The organism is Rhizobium sp. YTUHZ044, from assembly GCF_051123975.1.
Lineage (GTDB): Bacteria > Pseudomonadota > Alphaproteobacteria > Rhizobiales > Rhizobiaceae > Rhizobium.
In genome coordinates, this window is the sequence record NZ_CP101426.1 from 1,763,023 (window position 1) to 1,780,965 (window position 17,943).

The 17,943-nt window shown below is 60.6% G+C and carries 17 protein-coding genes; 13 read left to right on the forward strand and 4 right to left on the reverse strand.

Annotation, left to right across the window (positions count from 1 at the left end):
* The first annotated feature begins 3 nt into the window (after positions 1-3).
* Positions 4-2,493, forward strand: a complete 2,490-nt coding sequence (clpA, locus tag NL154_RS08775) for an ATP-dependent Clp protease ATP-binding subunit ClpA (protein WP_210631521.1) — start codon at positions 4-6, stop codon at positions 2,491-2,493.
* A 74-nt stretch (positions 2,494-2,567) separates the two neighbouring features.
* On the opposite strand, the gene NL154_RS08780 is transcribed toward clpA, so the two are convergent.
* The 4 genes from NL154_RS08780 to NL154_RS08795 all read right to left on the reverse strand — a co-directional run bounded on the left by NL154_RS08780 (position 2,568) and on the right by NL154_RS08795 (position 5,504).
* The gene (locus tag NL154_RS08780) at positions 2,568-2,993 is read right to left on the reverse strand and encodes an HIT family protein (protein ID WP_210631520.1); all 426 of its coding nucleotides are present in this window, start codon (positions 2,991-2,993) and stop codon (positions 2,568-2,570) included.
* A 53-nt stretch (positions 2,994-3,046) separates the two neighbouring features.
* Complete coding sequence (locus NL154_RS08785; protein ID WP_210631519.1) at positions 3,047-4,237, reverse strand: GNAT family N-acetyltransferase; 1,191 nt, start codon at positions 4,235-4,237, stop codon at positions 3,047-3,049.
* Positions 4,238-4,317: 80 nt separating this feature from the next.
* Entirely contained in the window at positions 4,318-5,037 is a 720-nt protein-coding gene (locus tag NL154_RS08790) for a glycerophosphodiester phosphodiesterase (protein ID WP_210631518.1), read from the reverse strand.
* Positions 5,034-5,504 (reverse strand): RidA family protein, encoded by a 471-nt coding sequence (locus tag NL154_RS08795; protein WP_210631517.1) that lies wholly within the window; start codon positions 5,502-5,504, stop codon positions 5,034-5,036. The genes NL154_RS08790 and NL154_RS08795 overlap by 4 nt, the downstream gene beginning before the upstream one ends.
* Before the next feature lie 136 nt (positions 5,505-5,640).
* Between NL154_RS08795 and NL154_RS08800 the strand changes: the two genes are divergently transcribed.
* The 12 genes from NL154_RS08800 to lpxA all read left to right on the forward strand — a co-directional run bounded on the left by NL154_RS08800 (position 5,641) and on the right by lpxA (position 17,942).
* Complete coding sequence (locus NL154_RS08800; RefSeq protein WP_210631516.1) at positions 5,641-6,477, forward strand: cell envelope integrity EipB family protein; 837 nt, start codon at positions 5,641-5,643, stop codon at positions 6,475-6,477.
* Positions 6,478-6,771: 294 nt separating this feature from the next.
* A complete protein-coding gene (gene rpsB, locus NL154_RS08805) occupies positions 6,772-7,539 on the forward strand; it encodes a 30S ribosomal protein S2 (RefSeq protein ID WP_003573382.1) in 768 nt (255 codons plus the stop codon).
* 235 nt (positions 7,540-7,774) lie between these two features.
* Positions 7,775-8,701 (forward strand): translation elongation factor Ts, encoded by a 927-nt coding sequence (tsf, locus tag NL154_RS08810; protein ID WP_210631515.1) that lies wholly within the window; start codon positions 7,775-7,777, stop codon positions 8,699-8,701.
* Between the two features lie 95 nt (positions 8,702-8,796).
* Positions 8,797-9,519, forward strand: coding sequence for a UMP kinase (pyrH, locus tag NL154_RS08815; protein WP_064691480.1), 723 nt, complete (start codon positions 8,797-8,799; stop codon positions 9,517-9,519).
* A gap of 163 nt (positions 9,520-9,682) precedes the next feature.
* The gene (frr, locus tag NL154_RS08820; RefSeq protein WP_039619546.1) at positions 9,683-10,243 is read left to right on the forward strand and encodes a ribosome recycling factor; all 561 of its coding nucleotides are present in this window, start codon (positions 9,683-9,685) and stop codon (positions 10,241-10,243) included.
* A gap of 37 nt (positions 10,244-10,280) precedes the next feature.
* Positions 10,281-11,024 carry an isoprenyl transferase gene (locus tag NL154_RS08825; RefSeq protein WP_210631514.1) on the forward strand — a complete coding sequence of 248 codons (744 nt, stop codon included), beginning with the start codon at positions 10,281-10,283 and terminating at the stop codon, positions 11,022-11,024.
* On the forward strand, positions 11,024-11,854 hold the full coding sequence (locus NL154_RS08830; protein WP_210631513.1) for a phosphatidate cytidylyltransferase: 831 nt from the start codon (positions 11,024-11,026) through the stop codon (positions 11,852-11,854). The genes NL154_RS08825 and NL154_RS08830 overlap by 1 nt, the downstream gene beginning before the upstream one ends.
* A gap of 28 nt (positions 11,855-11,882) precedes the next feature.
* Positions 11,883-13,010: an RIP metalloprotease RseP gene (gene rseP / locus NL154_RS08835; RefSeq protein WP_221124080.1), complete on the forward strand. Its 1,128-nt coding sequence runs from the start codon at positions 11,883-11,885 to the stop codon at positions 13,008-13,010.
* Between the two features lie 202 nt (positions 13,011-13,212).
* Positions 13,213-15,552: an outer membrane protein assembly factor BamA gene (bamA, locus tag NL154_RS08840; protein WP_210631511.1), complete on the forward strand. Its 2,340-nt coding sequence runs from the start codon at positions 13,213-13,215 to the stop codon at positions 15,550-15,552.
* Between the two features lie 50 nt (positions 15,553-15,602).
* Complete coding sequence (lpxD, locus tag NL154_RS08845) at positions 15,603-16,667, forward strand: UDP-3-O-(3-hydroxymyristoyl)glucosamine N-acyltransferase (RefSeq protein ID WP_210631510.1); 1,065 nt, start codon at positions 15,603-15,605, stop codon at positions 16,665-16,667.
* Positions 16,660-17,127, forward strand: a complete 468-nt coding sequence (fabZ, locus tag NL154_RS08850; RefSeq protein ID WP_210631509.1) for a 3-hydroxyacyl-ACP dehydratase FabZ — start codon at positions 16,660-16,662, stop codon at positions 17,125-17,127. The genes lpxD and fabZ overlap by 8 nt, the downstream gene beginning before the upstream one ends.
* Entirely contained in the window at positions 17,124-17,942 is an 819-nt protein-coding gene (gene lpxA / locus NL154_RS08855; RefSeq protein WP_210631508.1) for an acyl-ACP--UDP-N-acetylglucosamine O-acyltransferase, read from the forward strand. The genes fabZ and lpxA overlap by 4 nt, the downstream gene beginning before the upstream one ends.
* Position 17,943 lies beyond the last annotated feature (1 nt).

Genomic DNA, 17,943 nt, shown 5'->3' on the forward strand with positions numbered 1-17,943 from the left:
AACGTGCCAACATTTTCGCCTAGCTTAGAGAAGGCGCTCCATCAGGCACTGACCTTTGCCAACGAGCGGCATCATGAATATGCGACGCTCGAGCATCTGCTGCTCGCACTGATCGATGATGCCGATGCGGCCGCGGTCATGGGCGCGTGCAATGTCGATCTCGACGCGCTGCGCAAGACGCTCGTCGAATATGTCGATAACGAACTGTCCAATCTGATCACGGGTTACGACGAGGATTCGAAGCCGACCTCCGGCTTCCAACGTGTCATCCAGCGGGCCGTCATCCATGTGCAATCGTCCGGTCGCGAGGAAGTGACCGGCGCCAACGTGCTCGTTGCGATCTTCGCCGAGCGCGAAAGCCATGCCGCCTATTTCCTGCAGGAACAGGAGATGACCCGCTACGATGCCGTCAACTACATCTCCCACGGCATCGGCAAGCGGCCAGGCGCGTCGGAGACCCGCACTCCGCGCGGCGCCGAGGAGGAGGCCGAGAGCAAGCCGACGGCGCGCGGCGGCGAGGAAGAGGGCGGTCCCAAAAAGCAGCAGGATGCGCTCAAGGCCTACTGCGTCAATCTCAACGAGAAGGCCAAGGGCGGCAAGATCGATCCGCTGATCGGCCGTCATGCCGAGGTCAACCGCACCATCCAGATCCTGTGCCGTCGTTCGAAGAACAACCCGCTCTATGTCGGTGATCCCGGCGTCGGCAAGACGGCGATAGCCGAAGGTCTTGCCAAGCGCATCGTCGAAGGGAAGGTTCCCGAGGCGCTCGCCGATGCGACGATCTTCTCGCTCGATATGGGCACGCTGCTTGCCGGCACACGCTACCGTGGCGACTTCGAGGAACGTCTGAAGCAGGTCGTCAAGGAGCTGGAAGAATATCCGGGCGCCGTCCTCTTCATCGACGAAATCCATACGGTGATCGGCGCCGGCGCCACCTCAGGCGGGGCGATGGATGCATCGAACTTGCTAAAGCCGGCGCTGTCATCCGGCGCCATCCGCTGCATCGGTTCGACCACCTACAAGGAATATCGCCAGTTCTTCGAGAAGGACCGGGCGCTGGTCCGTCGTTTCCAGAAGATCGACGTCAGCGAACCGTCGATCGATGACGCGATCGAGATCATGAAGGGCCTGAAGCCCTATTTCGAAGAGTATCATCATCTGCGTTATTCGAACGACGCCATCAAGTCGGCCGTCGAACTGTCGGCCCGCTACATCTCCGACCGCAAGTTGCCCGATAAGGCGATCGACGTGATCGACGAAACGGGTGCGGCCCAGATGCTGCTGCCGCCGTCAAAGCGCCGCAAGCTGATCACCGAGAAGGAGATCGAGGCGACCGTCGCCACGATGGCGCGCATTCCGCCGAAGACTGTCTCCAAGGACGACGAGGCGGTGCTTGCCAATCTCGAGCAGGAACTGCGTTCGGTGGTCTACGGACAGGACATCGCGATCGAAGCTCTTTCGACCTCGATCAAGCTGGCGCGTGCCGGCCTTCGCGAGCCGAACAAGCCGATCGGCGCCTATGTCTTCTCCGGTCCGACCGGCGTCGGCAAGACCGAGGTGGCAAAGCAGCTGGCAGCGTCGCTCGGCGTCGAGCTCCTGCGCTTCGACATGTCGGAATATATGGAGCGGCACACGGTCTCGCGTCTGCTCGGCGCACCTCCCGGCTATGTCGGCTTCGACCAGGGTGGCCTCTTGACCGATGGCGTCGACCAGCATCCGCATTGCGTGGTCCTGCTCGACGAAATCGAGAAGGCGCATCCGGATATCTACAACATCCTGCTGCAGGTCATGGACCATGGCACGCTGACCGACCATAATGGCAAGAAGATCGACTTCCGCAACGTCATCCTGATCATGACGACGAATGCGGGCGCCTCCGAAATGGCCAAGGCGGCGATCGGCTTCGGTTCGTCCAAGCGCACTGGCGAGGACGAGGAGGCGCTGACCCGTCTCTTCACGCCGGAATTCCGCAACCGTCTCGACGCGATCATTCCCTTCGCGGCGCTGCCGACGGCTGTCATTCACAAGGTCGTTCAGAAGTTCATCATGCAGCTGGAGGCCCAGCTTTCCGAAAGGAACGTCACCTTCGACCTGCATGAGGATGCGATCGCCTGGCTTGCAGAAAAGGGTTACGACGAGAAGATGGGCGCCCGCCCGCTGGCCCGGGTGATCCAGGACACGATCAAGAAGCCGCTCGCCAACGAAATCCTCTTCGGCAAGCTGAAGAAGGGCGGCGTCGTCAACGTCACCGTCGGCCCGAAGGAAGATGGCAAGCCCGGCATTCTGCTGGAAGCCATTCCGGATACGGCGCCGATCAAGCCGAAACCCGAGGCCGAGGTCGTGCATCCCGAAGCTGACGACGAGGATGATGGCGAGCTGAAGACGAAGACGGCCCGCAAGACCCGTGCCAAGACGGTCCCGCAGGCCGAGCCCGAAGTCCGCGACGCACCGAAGAAGGGAAGCACGGTTCCCAAGGTTCCGCGCAAGAAGTGAGGGCTCGTCACCGAATTGGAAAAGGCCGCGTCACCCGCGGCCTTTTTTGTTTCCCTCGTTGGCAGAGATCCGCGTTACGCCAGGGCCGCCCGGATTTTTTCGGCATTGGCGGCGAGTACCGCGCCGTCTTCCATCTTGCCGGAATGCGGCTTGAGCGCCACGCCCTCATGGCGGGGGATGATGTGGAAATGCAGATGGAACACCGTTTGTCCAGCCGCCGGTTCGTTGAACTGGGCGATGAACACGCCATCGGCGTCGAAAACTTCCTGAACCGCCTGGGCGACCTTTTGAACGACGGTAATGGCATGGACGAGGGTGGCGGGATCGGCATCGAGGATATTGCGCGAAGGCGCCTTCGGAACGACGAGCACGTGGCCCGGCGCCTGCGGCATCACATCCATGAAGGCGAGCGTATGCTGGTCCTCGTAGATTCGGTGCGAGGGAATTTCGCCGCGCAAGATCTTGGCGAAGATATTGTTGTCGTCATAAGCGCTGGTCATCGCGAAATCTCCTCACGTTCCATTGATCGGGTAGCGCGCTCGGCGGGGCGGCGTCAATCCTCCTGCTGACGCTCACCCTTGCGGAAGGGGCTGTGTTCGGCCAGCACCTCGCTCATATGTTCGACATCGGCACGCTCGCGCGCGAGATAATCGCCGATCGCGCGGCGCAGTCCGGCATGAGCGACATAATGAGCGGAGTGCGTCGTCACCGGCAGGTAGCCGCGGGCGAGCTTATGTTCGCCCTGCGCCCCGGCCTCGACCCGTTTCAACCCTTTCGCCAGGGCGAAGTCGATCGCCTGGTGATAGCAGACCTCGAAATGCAGGAAGGGGTGGTCCTCAATGCAGCCCCAGTGACGGCCGTAGAGCGTATCGCCGCCGATGAAATTGATCGCGCCGGCAATATAGCGCCCGTCGCGCTTGGCCATGACGAGCAAGATATCGTCGGCCATGCGCTCGCCGATCAGCGAGTAGAATTTGCGGGTGAGATAGGGCCGGCCCCATTTGCGGCCGCCGGTATCCATGTAGAATTTGAAGAACTGGTCCCAGATCCGCTCCGTCAGATCGCGGCCGGTCAGCCAATCGACGCTGATCCCGTTCTCGAGCGCGGCGCGGCGCTCCTTGCGCAATGCTTTGCGTTTGCGCGAAGCGAGCGTTTCGAGAAACTCGTCGTGATTGGCGTAGCCGTCATTGATGAAATGGAACTGCTGGTCGGTGCGGTGCAGATAGCCATCCATCTCGAAGACGCCGATCTCTTCATCAGGGACGAAGGTAATATGGGCCGAGGAAACACCGAGCCGGCGCACGACCTCTTTCAGGCTTTCGGCGATCGCGCTCTGGATCGGCAATCGCTGCAGCCCTTCGGCGACGAGAAGACGCGGCCCCGTCGCCGGCGTGAACGGGATCGAGCACTGCAGCTTGGGATAATAGCGCCCGCCGGCCCGCTCGAAGGCGTCGGCCCAGCCATGGTCGAAGACATATTCCCCTTGGCTGTGGCTTTTGAGATAGCCGGGCAGGGCGCCGATCAGCTCGCCGCGATCGGTTTCGAGCAGCAGGTGATGGCCGAGCCAGCCGGTTTCGGCGGCGGCCGAGCCGGATTCCTCCAGCGACGATAAAAAAGCGTGCGAGACGAAGGGATTGTAGGCAAGCGTGCTGCAAGTCTTCGACGCCCCGGAAAGCCTGGACCAGCTCTCCGGGGAAATCGCGGTGAAGGAGCGTTCTACGCGAATGGATAGTTCATCGGTCATGGGGCAAATGCGAAGCCTGTGGGGAGGGGACGGTTCGGCTCTACCTCAGTCTGCGCATGATCTTGGCCAAAAAGCGAGCATCAAACGGCCTCGCGCGGATCGAAGCCTTCGAAGGTCATCTGGTCGGCGTTTTGGAATGTACGCCGGCATGCCTCTTCGTCACGCACCGTCCAGGTGATTACAGGCAAGCCCTTTTCGCGTTCGCCTGTGATGAAGGCATTCGGCAGATCGCCATAATAATAGGAGATGAAATCCAAACCGATCTCCATCGCCTGCGCATGTGTTCTGAACTGCTCCGGCGTATTGCCGTCGGCCGTCAATCCGAGCGGGTAGGGTGCATCAAGCGCCTTCAGATCGCGCAGCAGCCAATGGTCGAAGCTCATCAGCGCCACCTTGCCTTCATAGCCTTCGAGTACTTCGAGCACGGATTCGGCAAAACCCTCGTCGTCGGCCTCACGGCCCTTCAGCTCCAGCACCAGCGGCACCTTGCCCTTGACGAGGTCCAGGAGCTGGCGGAGCGTCGGCACCTTGTCGCCCGTGCCGCCGACGGCGATCAGCCCGAGTTCCCTGGAGGTGCGCTCGCGGACGTCGCCGTTCAGATTGCACAGACGCTGAAGATCCTCGTCATGAAAGATGATCGGTACGCCGTCGGAGGCGTAATGCAGGTCGCATTCGATCGCAAAGCCGGCTTCGACCGCGCGCGAGAAGGCCGAAAGCGTATTTTCCCAGACAAGCTTATTCAGGTCGTGATAGCCGCGATGGGCGACCGGCACGTCCTTGATCCAGTCCGCATTGGTCATTCTGCGATTTCCATGATAGCGTCGATCTCGACGGCGGCGTTGAGCGGCAGAGCGGCCATGCCGACGGCGGCGCGCGCATGTTTGCCGGCCTCGCCGAGCACACCGGCGATCAGGTTCGAAGCGCCGTTGATGACGAGATGCTGCTCGATGAAGTCGGGCGCCGAGGCGACGAATCCGTTCAGCTTGATGACGCGCCGGATGCGGCCGAGGTCGCCGCCGAGCGCAGCTTTGGCCTGGGCGAGGATGTTGATGGCGCAGAGCTCGGCGCCGCGCTGGCCGCTCGCAACGTCGACCGTTTTGCCGAGATGGCCGGATACCGCGACCTTGCCCCCTTCGAGCGGCAGCTGTCCGGAGATGTAGAGAAGATTGCCGCTGATCACATACGGAACGTAGTTTGCGGCAGGTGCCGCAGCTTCAGGCAGGGTTATCCCCATCTCGCTCAGGCGCGCAGCAATTTCATTGGACATTTTCGTCTCCGCTTTTGTTGTCAATGTTTCAAAAATTATGCATCAAGACTAGAATCTTTAATATGACAGCTTCGAGCCTCGATTTGGCCGAAAGCTTTCTTATAACATCGCGGCCGAGTCCAACAGGAGTGAATGAATGTTCCGATCGAGTCTAGCCGCTCTGCTTCTCGCCGGCCTTTCCGCCCATGCATGGGCGGCTGCGCCTGCGGCAAGTGCTGCGATCGCGACCGGCCTCGTCGCCCATCGCGCGGTCTACGATCTGGAATTGAAGGACGCGTCGGACCGCTCCGGCATCGCCTCCATGTACGGCCGCATGGTCTATGAATTCGACGGCAGCTATTGCCAGGGCTTCACTACAAATTTCCGCTTCGTGACGCAGATCGATACCGGCGACAGCGTGCGCGTCAGCGATCAGCAGACAAAGACCTTCGAGAACCTGAAGGACCGCAAATTTACCTTCGACACCAAATCCTTCACCGACGACCAACTCGACAAGGAGGTCAACGGCGCGGCCGAAAATCAGGCCGATGGCGTCAAGGTCGATCTCAAGCAGCCGGCGAGCCGCGAGCTGCAGCTTGGCGAAAGCCGCTTTCCGACAGAGCATATGCTCGATGTGATCCAGAACGCCAAGGAGGGAAAACGTTTCTTCGAAGCCCGCGTTTTCGACGGTTCCGATGACGGCGACAAGTCGCTGGTGACGACGACGATCGTCGGCAAGCAGGAAACGCCCGCTGCCGAGGAAGCCGACGCCGGCAATGCCGGCGCCTTCTCGAAGACAGCCTTCTGGCCGGTGACCATTGCCTATTTCAACGAGAATGCAAAATCGGATTCGGTGCCGGTCTATCGCATGTCGTTCAAGCTCTACGAGAACGGCATCACCCGCGACCTGACGATGGATTATGGCGATTTCGTCCTGACCGGGAAGCTTGCCAAGCTCGAGCTGCTCGATCACAAGGCTGAGGTCTGCAAGTAGGCCGCAGCTCCAGCGATCGGAAAACGCCGGGCTCGCCGATCAGCAACGGTCAAAGTGCCGTCAGCAAGCTGATCTTCCGCTGCGATGACGTCAATTGTTGTCCTGCATAGGGCGTTGGATCGGTTTTTCCAGCATGGGCCTTGCTTTCGTGCCAATTCGAATGTATGGGCACCGGCATTCCACACGTAAGGCATGGGATCGCCCGGGAGAAATCCGGGCTGTTCCGCCGGTGGCATTCTCGAAGAGGGTGCTGTTCGTCTTGCGGAGGTTCAACCGGAAAAGGAGTAACAAGGCATGGCATTGCCTGATTTTTCTATGCGTCAGCTTCTTGAAGCAGGCGTCCACTTCGGCCACCAGACCCATCGCTGGAACCCGAAGATGAAGCCGTATATCTTCGGCGATCGCAACAACATCCACATCATCGACCTGGCCCAGACCGTTCCGATGCTGTCGCGCGCCCTCCAGGTCGTCAGCGACACCGTCGCCCGCGGCGGCCGCGTTCTCTTCGTCGGCACCAAGCGCCAGGCGTCCGAGATCATCGCCGACAGCGCCAAGCGCTCGGCCCAGTACTACGTCAACTCGCGCTGGCTCGGCGGCATGATGACGAACTGGAAGACGATCTCCAACTCGATCCAGCGCCTGCGCAAGCTCGACGAGATCCTCAATGGCGAAGCGCAGGGCTTCACCAAGAAGGAACGCCTGAACCTCGAGCGCGAGCGTGAAAAGCTCGACAAGGCTCTCGGCGGTATCCGCGATATGGGCGGCACGCCCGACCTGATGTTCATCATCGACACCAACAAGGAAAAGATCGCGATCGACGAAGCCAAGCGCCTCGGCATCCCGGTCGTCGCCATCATCGATTCGAACTGCGATCCGGACCTGATCGACTATCCGATCCCGGGCAACGACGACGCATCGCGCGCCATCGCCCTGTATTGCGAGCTGATCTCCCGCGCTGCCATCGACGGCATTGCGCGCCAGCAGAGCTCTTCCGGCCGTGATCTCGGCGCATCCTCCGAAGTTCCGGTCGAGCCGGCTCTCGAGGAAGCAGCCGAAGGCTGATGAAGGCGGGCGGAGACAAAACTCCGTCAAAGCTTGCAGACTGGGAAGGCCGCTCGCGACTCATCGAAGTTCGGCGGCCTTACCTGTTTCAAGGCGGAGGCGTCAGGCGCTCCGTCAGTAAAGTTTCGTTATGGCGCGTCTTCATCACGCTGTCATACATACAGGTACATTTCGTGCCTCAATCCGGTGCCGCGCCGCTTTGCGGTCCACCGTTTGAACCGACAAGAGGAAGATAATGAGCGAGATTACGGCTGCAATGGTGAAGGAACTGCGCGAAAAGACCGGCGCAGGCATGATGGACTGCAAGAAGGCTCTTGCTGAAACCGGCGGCGACATGGAAGCGGCGATCGACTGGCTGCGCGCCAAGGGCATCGCCAAGGCTGACAAGAAGTCCGGCCGTACCGCCGCCGAAGGCCTCGTCGGCGTTTCGAGCGAAGGCACGAAGGCCGTCGTCGTCGAAGTCAACTCCGAAACCGACTTCGTCGCCCGTAATGATGCCTTCCAGGATCTCGTCCGCGGCATCGCCAAGGTCGCCGTCTCGACGAACGGCACTGTCGAGGCCGTCGGCGCTGCGACCTACCCGGCATCCGGCAAGTCCGTTTCCGACACCATCAAGGATGCGATCGCAACGATCGGCGAGAACATGAACCTGCGCCGTTCGATCGCTCTCTCCGTCGAGGACGGCGTCGTCGCCACCTATATCCACAATGCGGTTTCCGACGGCCTTGGCAAGCTCGGCGTTCTCGTGGCGCTGAAGTCGACCGGTGACAAGGAAGCCCTGAACGCAATCGGCCGCCAGGTCGCCATGCACATTGCTGCGACCGCGCCGCTGGCGATCCGCCCGGAGGAGGTCGATGCCGCCGTCGCCGAACGCGAGCGCAACGTCTTCATCGAGCAGTCGCGCGCTTCGGGCAAACCCGACAACATCATCGAAAAGATGGTCGAAGGCCGCATGCGCAAGTTCTTCGAGGAAGTCGCTCTTCTCTCGCAGTCTTTCGTCATCAATCCCGATCTCACCGTCGCAGCCGCCATCAAGGAAGCTGAAAAGGCCGTCGGCGCCCCGATCGAAGTTGCCGGCATGGCACGTCTCCTGCTCGGCGAAGGCGTCGAGAAGGAAGAGACCGATTTCGCGGCTGAAGTCGCGGCTGCCGTCAAGGGTTGATCTTTCAGCCATAATTGGGAAAACGCCAGGGCATCGCGTGACAACGCGGTGCCCTTCGTGTATCGGGCATTCACGGCAATTTACGAGGAGCCAAGATGTCTTTAGAGCCTGTCTATAAACGCGTTCTGCTCAAGGCTTCCGGCGAAGCGCTCATGGGTGGCCAGGGCTTCGGGATCGATGTCGCGGTGGCGGACCGCATTGCATCCGATATCGCCGAGGCAAGGCATATGGGCGTGGAAGTCGGCGTCGTCGTCGGTGGCGGCAATATCTTCCGCGGTGTCGCAGTCGCATCCAAAGGCGGCGACCGGGTGACCGGCGACCATATGGGCATGCTCGGCACCATCATCAACGCGCTCGCGCTGGCAACCTCGCTGCGCAAGCTGAACATCGATACGGTGGTGCTTTCGGCCATCTCCATGCCGGAGATCTGCGAGAGCTTCTCGCAGCGAGCGACCCTTTATCATCTGTCGATGGGACGCGTGGTGATCTTTGCCGGCGGCACCGGCAATCCCTTCTTCACCACCGATTCCGCCGCAGCACTGCGCGCCGCCGAAATGGGCGCGCAAGCGATCTTCAAGGGCACGCAGGTGGACGGCATCTACACCGCCGACCCGAAGAAATATCCCGATGCGACCCGCTTCGACCGCCTGACCCACCAGGAGGTGCTGGACAGGGGGCTTGCGGTGATGGACGTTGCCGCCGTGGCGCTTGCCAGGGAAAATTCCATTCCGATCATCGTCTTCTCGATCCACGAGAAGGGTGGTTTTGCTGAAATCTTGACGGGCGGTGGCCTCAAGACCATCGTCTCCGACAACTGATACAAGCCGCGCCGCGGTTTCGGCGCAGCCCTCGCTAGAACATGGTTGAGCTTTAGGTCCGGTTGGCCTGAAAACTGAAACATGTTCTACATTAAAGAATTAGAGCATGAGACGTCCCGAAAACCGCTGACTTTTCGGCATCGCTCTAAACGGGAGCATCGACATGAGTGAAGGTATCGATATCAAGGAACTGAAGCGCCGGATGGACGGCGCGGTCTCTGCATTCAAGAGCGACATCGCATCGTTGCGCACCGGCCGTGCTTCGGCCAACATCCTCGATCCGGTGACGATCGAGGCCTATGGTTCGCGCGTGCCCTTGAACCAGGTCGCCAACATCACCGTGCCCGAGCCGCGCATGCTGACGGTTTCCGTGTGGGACAAGTCGATGGTCAGCGCCGTCGAACGTGGCATCCGCGAATCCAATCTGGGCCTCAACCCGATCGTCGACGGCCAGAGCCTGCGCATTCCGTTGCCGGAGCTGAACGAGGAGCGCCGCAAGTCGCTCGTCAAGGTGGCGCACGACTATGCCGAAAAGAGCAAGGTCGCGATTCGCCATGTCCGCCGCGACGGCATGGACGGACTCAAGAAAGCCGAAAAGGACGGTGCAATCGGCCAGGACGAGAGCCGTGCGCAGTCCGAACGCGTACAGAAGATGACGGACGAGACGATTTCCGAAATCGACCGCTTGCTTGGCGAGAAGGAAAAGGAAATCATGCAGGTCTAGTGGACCTGTGCCTTTGCCTGGAAAGACCGGACGGGAAATGTCGGAATCTGTATTTGTGACTGTGCCAGAGCATGTTGCCATCATCATGGACGGCAATGGCCGTTGGGCCAAGCAGCGCGGCTTGCCGCGCACGATGGGCCATCGCAAGGGTGTCGAGGCCGTACGCGAGACAGTCCGCGCCGCCGGTGCGGCCGGCATAAAATATCTCACCCTCTTCGCCTTCTCCTCGGAGAATTGGCGCCGGCCCGAAGCCGAGGTTTCCGATCTGCTCGGTCTGCTCAAGGCTTTCATTCGTCGCGACCTGGCCGAGCTTCATCGTCAGAATGTGCGCATCAAGGTGATCGGCGACCGCCACAGCCTGCGCAGCGACATTCTCGGCCTGCTGCTGGAGGCGGAGGAGACCACCAGGGACAACACGGCGCTGACGCTGGTCATCGCCTTCAATTACGGCTCGCGCGATGAAATCTCGCGCGCCGTGGTGAGCCTGGCGAAGGACGTCGAGTCCGGCCGCCTGCGGGCACAGGACATCACCCCCGCGCTGATCAACGCCCGTCTCGACACGGCGGGCATCCCCGATCCGGATCTCATCATCCGCACCAGCGGCGAGGAACGGCTTTCCAACTTCCTGCTTTGGCAGGCCGCCTATTCGGAATTCATCTTCGTCCCGGAATACTGGCCCGATTTCAGCCCGGAGATTTTCCGCTCGGCGCTGGAAAAATTCGCCTCCCGCGACCGGCGCTTCGGCGGCCTGTCATCGCAGGCAGCTGCGGTCGGCACCTGATGCAGAGGGAATTGAAGCTCCGCATCGTTTCAGGATTGATTCTCGCGGTCATCGTTCTCGTCGCCACCTGGTATGGCGGCCCTGCCTTTCGCACCCTGGCGACGGTGATTGGCCTGCTGATCTATTATGAATGGTCTAAGATAACCGGCATTGCGCGGGATTGGGTCGCCAATGTGGTCGGCTGGATCGGCGAAGCGGCGGTCGCCTTCCTCGTGCTTGTCGGCAATTTCGAATTCGCCGCCGGCATGCTGGCCGGGGTCACCGCCGTCGGCATAGCCCTGATCATTCTGCACGGCACGAGTCGCTGGCTGCCTGTCGGCCTCTTCTATGCCGGCGCCACGGGCCTGGCACTCGCCGCGATCAGAAGCGACGACCAGCCCGGTCTTTACGCCATGCTTTTCGTCTTTGCTGTCGTCTGGGCGACCGATATCCTTGCCTATTTCGTCGGCAGGAGGCTCCGCGGACCGAAGCTTGCCCCATCGATCTCCCCGGGAAAGACATGGTCTGGTGCAATCGGGGGCGCCGTTTCTGCGGTCGCAGCGGGCATCCTTCTCGCCTATTTCCTCTTTCCGGGCGCCGAAGTCGCCGCCGCCGGCGTGGCGCTCATCCTGTCGATCTGCAGCCAGTCGGGCGATCTTTTCGAATCCTTCATCAAGCGAAAATTCGGCGTCAAGGATTCGAGCCGTCTTATTCCGGGCCATGGCGGCGTCATGGACCGCGTCGACGGGCTGATTTTCGCCTGTTTTGCGGCGTTCTTGCTTGCTACACTGTTTTCCCTGATAAAGGGGGCTGGCATGACGTCGCTCGGAGCGGCATTGTTCGGCCTCTGATGACGCGGCAGCCTGACGGAAGGAACCCATGGACGCGATGACCGGCATATACGCATTTGTGATGGGGAACATCGTCACCTTCATCCTGGTGCTCTCGCTGCTCGTCTTCGTGCATGAGATGGGCCATTACCTTGTCGGGCGCTGGAGCGGCATTCGTATCCTTGCCTTTTCGGTCGGGTTCGGTCCCGAGCTGTTCGGCTTCACCGACCGTCATGGAACACGCTGGAAGATCTCCGTGATCCCGCTTGGCGGTTACGTCCGCTTCTTCGGCGACGAGGATGCGTCGAGCAAACCGGACAGCGACAAGCTTGCCGCCATGTCCGAGGAGGAGAGGGCGCGCTCCTTTGCCGGCGCCAAGCTGTGGAAACGTGCCGCGACTGTCGCAGCCGGTCCGATCGCCAATTTTCTGCTGGCGATCGCCATCTTCACTGTTCTCTTCACCGTCTATGGCCGCATGATCGCCGACCCGGTCGTTGCCGAGGTCAAGCCGGAGAGCTCGGCGGCCGCGGCCGGCATCCTTCCCGGCGACCTCCTGGTTGCCCTTGATGGCGGCAAGGTCGAGACGTTTGAAGATGTGCGCCGCTATGTCGGCATGCGCCCCGGCCAGAGGATTGTCGTCACAGTCGAGCGCGGCGGCCAGAAGCTCGATGTGCCGATGGTGCCGCAGCGCGTCGACCAGACCGATCAGTTCGGCAACAAGATGGAAGTCGGTCAGATCGGCATCGCTACCGACAAGAACTCCGGCAATTTCCGGCTGCAGACCTACACGCCGCTCCAGGCGCTGCGTGAGGGCGTGATCGCCAGCGGGCAAATCGTCACGGACACCTTCAAATATATCGGCAACATCTTCAGCGGATCAATGCGGGCTGATCAACTGGGCGGGCCGATCCGTGTGGCGCAGGCTACCGGCCAGATGGCGAAGCTTGGCCTGGGGGCAGTGTTGCAGCTTGCTGCGGTGCTGTCGGTTTCGATAGGATTGCTTAACCTGATGCCGGTTCCGGTACTTGATGGTGGCCACCTGATGTTCTATGCGGTGGAAGCGGTCAGAGGAAAACCGCTGGGTGCCAAGGCCCAGGAAATTGCATTTCGTATAGGCCTGGCAATGATATTGACATTGATGGTTTTCACGACCTGGAACGACATCACCCTGAGCTGAGGGTAAACGCGTAAGGCAAGGGAATTACTATTTATTTACGATGTTTCAAGGCTGTAGTGGCGAATGGGTCACGCTTGGAAATGAAGTAAACAGAAATTAACGCCCTCCCTTGCTTGTATGTCAAAAGCGGGTAAAACGACACACGTGACCGGAATCGGGTTCTCCCGGGGACGGGGACGAGGGAAAAAAGGTAATAGGTGAAATGAAGGCTGGTTCAAAGTTTTTGAACGCAGTATCGGCGGTTGCGCTGTCTGCTAGTGTTGTTGCTTCGGGCGCAGGTGCTTTGACGTTCGTTTCCGCTACGGCCGCTGAGGCCGCGGTCATCCAGCGCATCGATGTGCGTGGCGCAAGCCGCGTCGGCGCGGAAGCTGTCCGGTCGAACCTCACCATCACGCCGGGCAAGAGTTTCTCGAACACTGATATCGATAACTCGGTCAAACAGCTTTACGGCACGGGCTACTTCTCCGATGTGAAGATTTCGGTTTCCGGCGGCACGCTCGTCGTCAACGTCCAGGAGGCCCAGCTCGTCAATCAGGTCGTCTTCAACGGCAACCGCAAGATCAAGGACGACAAGCTCGCGACGATCGTCCAGACGCATGCTGCCGGTCCTTACAGCGACACGCAGATCCAGTCCGACATCCAGGCGATCAAGGATGCCTATGCCGCCACCGGCCGCAGCGAAGTCGAAGTGACGACGCAGGTGGTGCCGCTCGGCGAGGGCCGCGTCAATCTCGCCTTTGTCATCAACGAGGGCGATCGCACCAAGATCGATTCGATCAATTTCGTCGGCAACAATGCCTACAGCGCCGGTCGTCTGGCTGCCGTCATCAATACCAAGCGTTCGAACTTCCTTTCGTTCCTGACCCGCAAGGACGTCTACAACGAAGACAAGCTTCACGCCGACGAGGAAGCGCTGCGCCAGTTCTATTACAATCGCGGCTATGCCGACATGCGCATCGTCTCTTCCGATGCCAGCTTCGACGAGGCGACCAACAAATACACGCTCACCTTCAACATCGAGGAAGGTCAGCGCTACGACTTCGGACCGGTGACCGTCCAGTCGACCGTCGAAGGTGTTGGCTCCGATCAGCTGCTGCCGCTGGTGCGCACGAAGGAAGGTCACGTCTATAGCGCCAAGGAAGTGCAGAAGTCGATCGAAGCGATCTCTGATCAGGTTGCGTCGGCCGGTTATCCCTTTGCGCGCGTCACACCGCGCGGTAACCGCGACCTCAACAACAACACGATCGGCGTCGAATATCTCGTCGACCAGGGCGAGCGCGCCTATGTGGAGCGCATCGAGATCCGCGGCAACAGCCGTACGCGCGACTACGTCATCCGCCGCGAATTTGACATGAGCGAAGGTGACGCCTTCAATCAGCAGATGATCACCAAGGCCAAGCGTCGTCTGGAGGCGCTCGGTTACTTCTCTTCCGTCAATATCTCCACGCAGCCGGGCAGCTCCCCCGATCGTGTCGTGGTGGTGGTCGACGTGCAGGATCAGTCGACCGGTTCGTTCGGTGTCGGCGCGGGTTATGCCGCCGGCGGCGACGGTCTGCTGCTCGAAGCATCGATCGAAGAAAAGAACTTCCTTGGCCGCGGTCAGTACATCCGCATCTCGGCCGGCGGCGGTCAGGAAGGCTCGCGCGCCTACGGCGTCAGCTTCACCGAACCCTATTTCCTCGGCTACCGCCTGGCGGCGGGCTTCGACGTCAACCACAGTGAAACGTCGAGCAACGACAATTACGACTACCAGGAAACCAGCGTCGTTCTGCGCGTCACGGCGCCGATCACCGAAGATCTGGCGACGACTTTCCGCTATAACTACAAGCAGATGAAGTACGACGCTGACAACAGCGATCTTTCCGATCTGTCCGCTCCGTATCAGCACCTCGTTGAGGACAGCCCGTGGACACGTTCCTCCGTCTCGCAGACGCTGACCTACAACACGCTCGATGACACTGTTCTGCCGCGCGAAGGCATCTACGCGACGGCGACGCAGGAAATTGCCGGCCTCGGTGGCGACTCGCAGTTCTATAAGATCTACGGCAAGGCCCGCTACTACCACCTGCTTGCTGATGATGCCGATATCATCGGCTCGGTTTCGGCCTCGGCGGGTTATGTCGTCGGCTTCGGTGAGCACCTGAATGTCTTCGACCAGTTCACGCTGACCAATGGCGACATTCGCGGTTTCGAGAACAAGGGTATCGGCCCACGCGTCAGGGGTGACAACGACGATCCGCTGGGCGGCACAACGTACTTCACCGCATCGGCCGAAGCGACGTTCCCGATGCCGGGCTTCCCGCGCGACTTCAACCTGCGCGGCGCGGTCTTCGCCGATGCCGGCACGTTGTTCGGCAACGACGTTGACCTGAGGGGCGACGGCATTGAGGGCGAAGACGCCTCGCTGCGCGCTTCCGTCGGTGTCGGCGTCGTCTGGCAGTCTCCTTTCGGTGCATTGCGTCTGGATTACGCAATCCCGGTTCTCAAGGAAGACTTCGACAAGACGCAGAACTTCAAGTTTGGCATCAACAACCAATTCTGATATCGGCAGTCCGGAACTGTAAGACTCAATTCCGTTCTGGAGCATTGCCGATGGAGCAAAACGGTTTTTTTCTGCCCCATGAAGGTCTGAGGCTCGCTGAGCTGGCAGAGTTTCTTGGGGCAGAACTCGCCAATTCCGATCATGCCGATGTTATCGTCAAGTCTGTCGCCCCCATCAGCCGGGCGCGGGCTGGCGATGTCTGTTATATCCTGTCGCGCCGTAACCGGGAGGAGTTTGCGACATGCGAGGCCTCGGCGGTGATCTGCGACAAAGCGCTTGCCGATCTCGTTCCTCCGCATCTTCCGGTTATCTTTTCGTCCAATCCGCATGCTGCCTTCGCAATGGCGGGAGGCTTGTTCTACCCCGCAGCATTGCGTCCGGTCGCTCTTTCGGGTGAAAGCGAGATTGCTCCGAGCGCGATCATCGATCAGAGCGCCAAACTTGAAAAGGGCGTGATCGTCGAACCGTTGGCCGTGATTGGTGCGCATGCCGAGATCGGGACGGGAACGCGCATCGGCGCGAACAGCGTCATTGGCCCGAATGTCAAGATCGGCCGGGATTGTTCGATTGCGGCTGGAGCGAGCATTCTTTGCGCGCTGATCGGCAATGGCGTCATCCTCCACAATGGCGTTCGGATCGGCCAGGATGGTTTTGGTTATGCACCGGGGCCGCGCGGCATGATCAAGATCGTTCAGATCGGCCGGGTGATTATCCAGGACAATGTCGAGATCGGCGCCAACACCACCGTCGACCGCGGCGCCATGGACGACACTGTGATCGGCGAGGGGACAAAAATCGACAATCAGGTCCAGATTGGCCACAACGTCCAGATCGGCCGCCATTGCGCCATCGTTTCGCAGGTCGGCATCGCCGGCAGCACGAAGATCGGCAATGGCGTGCAGATCGGCGGCCAGGTGGGAATCAAGGGGCATGTGACGATCGGTGACGGCGTGCAGATCGCTGCCAAAAGCGGTATCATGACCGACCTTGCCGCCGGCGGACAATATGGCGGTGTCCCTGCACGTCCGCTAAAAGACTATCTGAGAGAGGCCGCGCAACAGGTGTCGAAGTCCAAGTTGCGCGGGAGGAACCCTGGAGGCAAGCAAGATGACTGAGGAAGCCACGACGACGCTTTCTTCGGCTGATATTTCCGAAATCATGAAGCTGCTGCCGCATCGCTATCCGTTTCTCATGGTCGACAAGATCATCGAGATCGACGGCGACAACGCGGCGATCGGCATCAAGAACGTCACGGTGAACGAGCCGCATTTCACCGGCCATTTTCCCGAAGCGCCGATCATGCCCGGGGTTTTGCTGATCGAGGGCATGGCGCAGACGGCGGGCGCCATCTGCGCCAAGAAGGAAGGGCAGACCGGCAACCTCGTCTACTTCATGACCATCGAGAATGCGCGCTTCCGCAAGCCGGTCGTGCCCGGCGACCGCGTCGAATTCCACGTGAAGAAGCACAAGCAGCGTGGCAATATCTGGAAATTCCATTGCGACGCCAAGGTCGACGGCGCACTTGTCGCCGAAGCCGATATCGGCGCGATGATCGTTCGTAAGGATCAGGCATGAGCAATATCGCCGAAAGCGCCCGTATTCATCCGATGGCTGTCGTCGAAGACGGAGCTACCATCGGCGAGGGCGTCAAAATCGGTCCTTTCTGCCATGTCGGGCCGCATGTTGTCCTGCATGCGAATGTCGAGCTCCTGGCGCATGCGGTCGTCAACGGCCGCACCGTGATCGGCAAAGGCACGCGCATCTTTCCGATGGCCGTGGTCGGCGGTGATCCGCAGAGCGTGCACCACGGCGGCGAGGAAACGACGCTGACGGTCGGCGCCAATTGCACGATCCGCGAAGGTGTGACGATGAACACCGGCACGGCCGATTTCGGCGGCCAGACGATCGTTGGCGACAACAACCTTTTCCTTGCCAATTCCCACGTCGCGCACGACTGCCGGGTCGGCAACCATGTGATCATGTCGAACAACGTCATGCTCGCCGGCCATGTCGTCATCGAGGATCGCGTTATCCTGGGCGGCGGCTCGGCTGTTCACCAGTTCACCCGCGTCGGCCGCCACGCCTTCGTCGGCGGCCTGTCGGCGGTGAGTTACGATGTCATTCCCTATGGCATGCTGAACGGTAATCCAGGTCTGCTGGGCGGCCTCAACGTCGTCGGCATGACGCGGGCCGGCATCGACCGCGCCGTCATCCACCGGGTGCGCCGCGCCTACAAGGCGATCTTCGAAGGAACGGGCTCCGTGCGCGAAAACGCCGCCGCGATCCGTGAGGAATATGCCGATTGCGAGCAGGTGGTGCAGATCCTCGACTTCATTGCAGCCGACAGCGACCGCGCACTGTCCTCGCCGACCCGGGGGCAGAAGGGCTAGT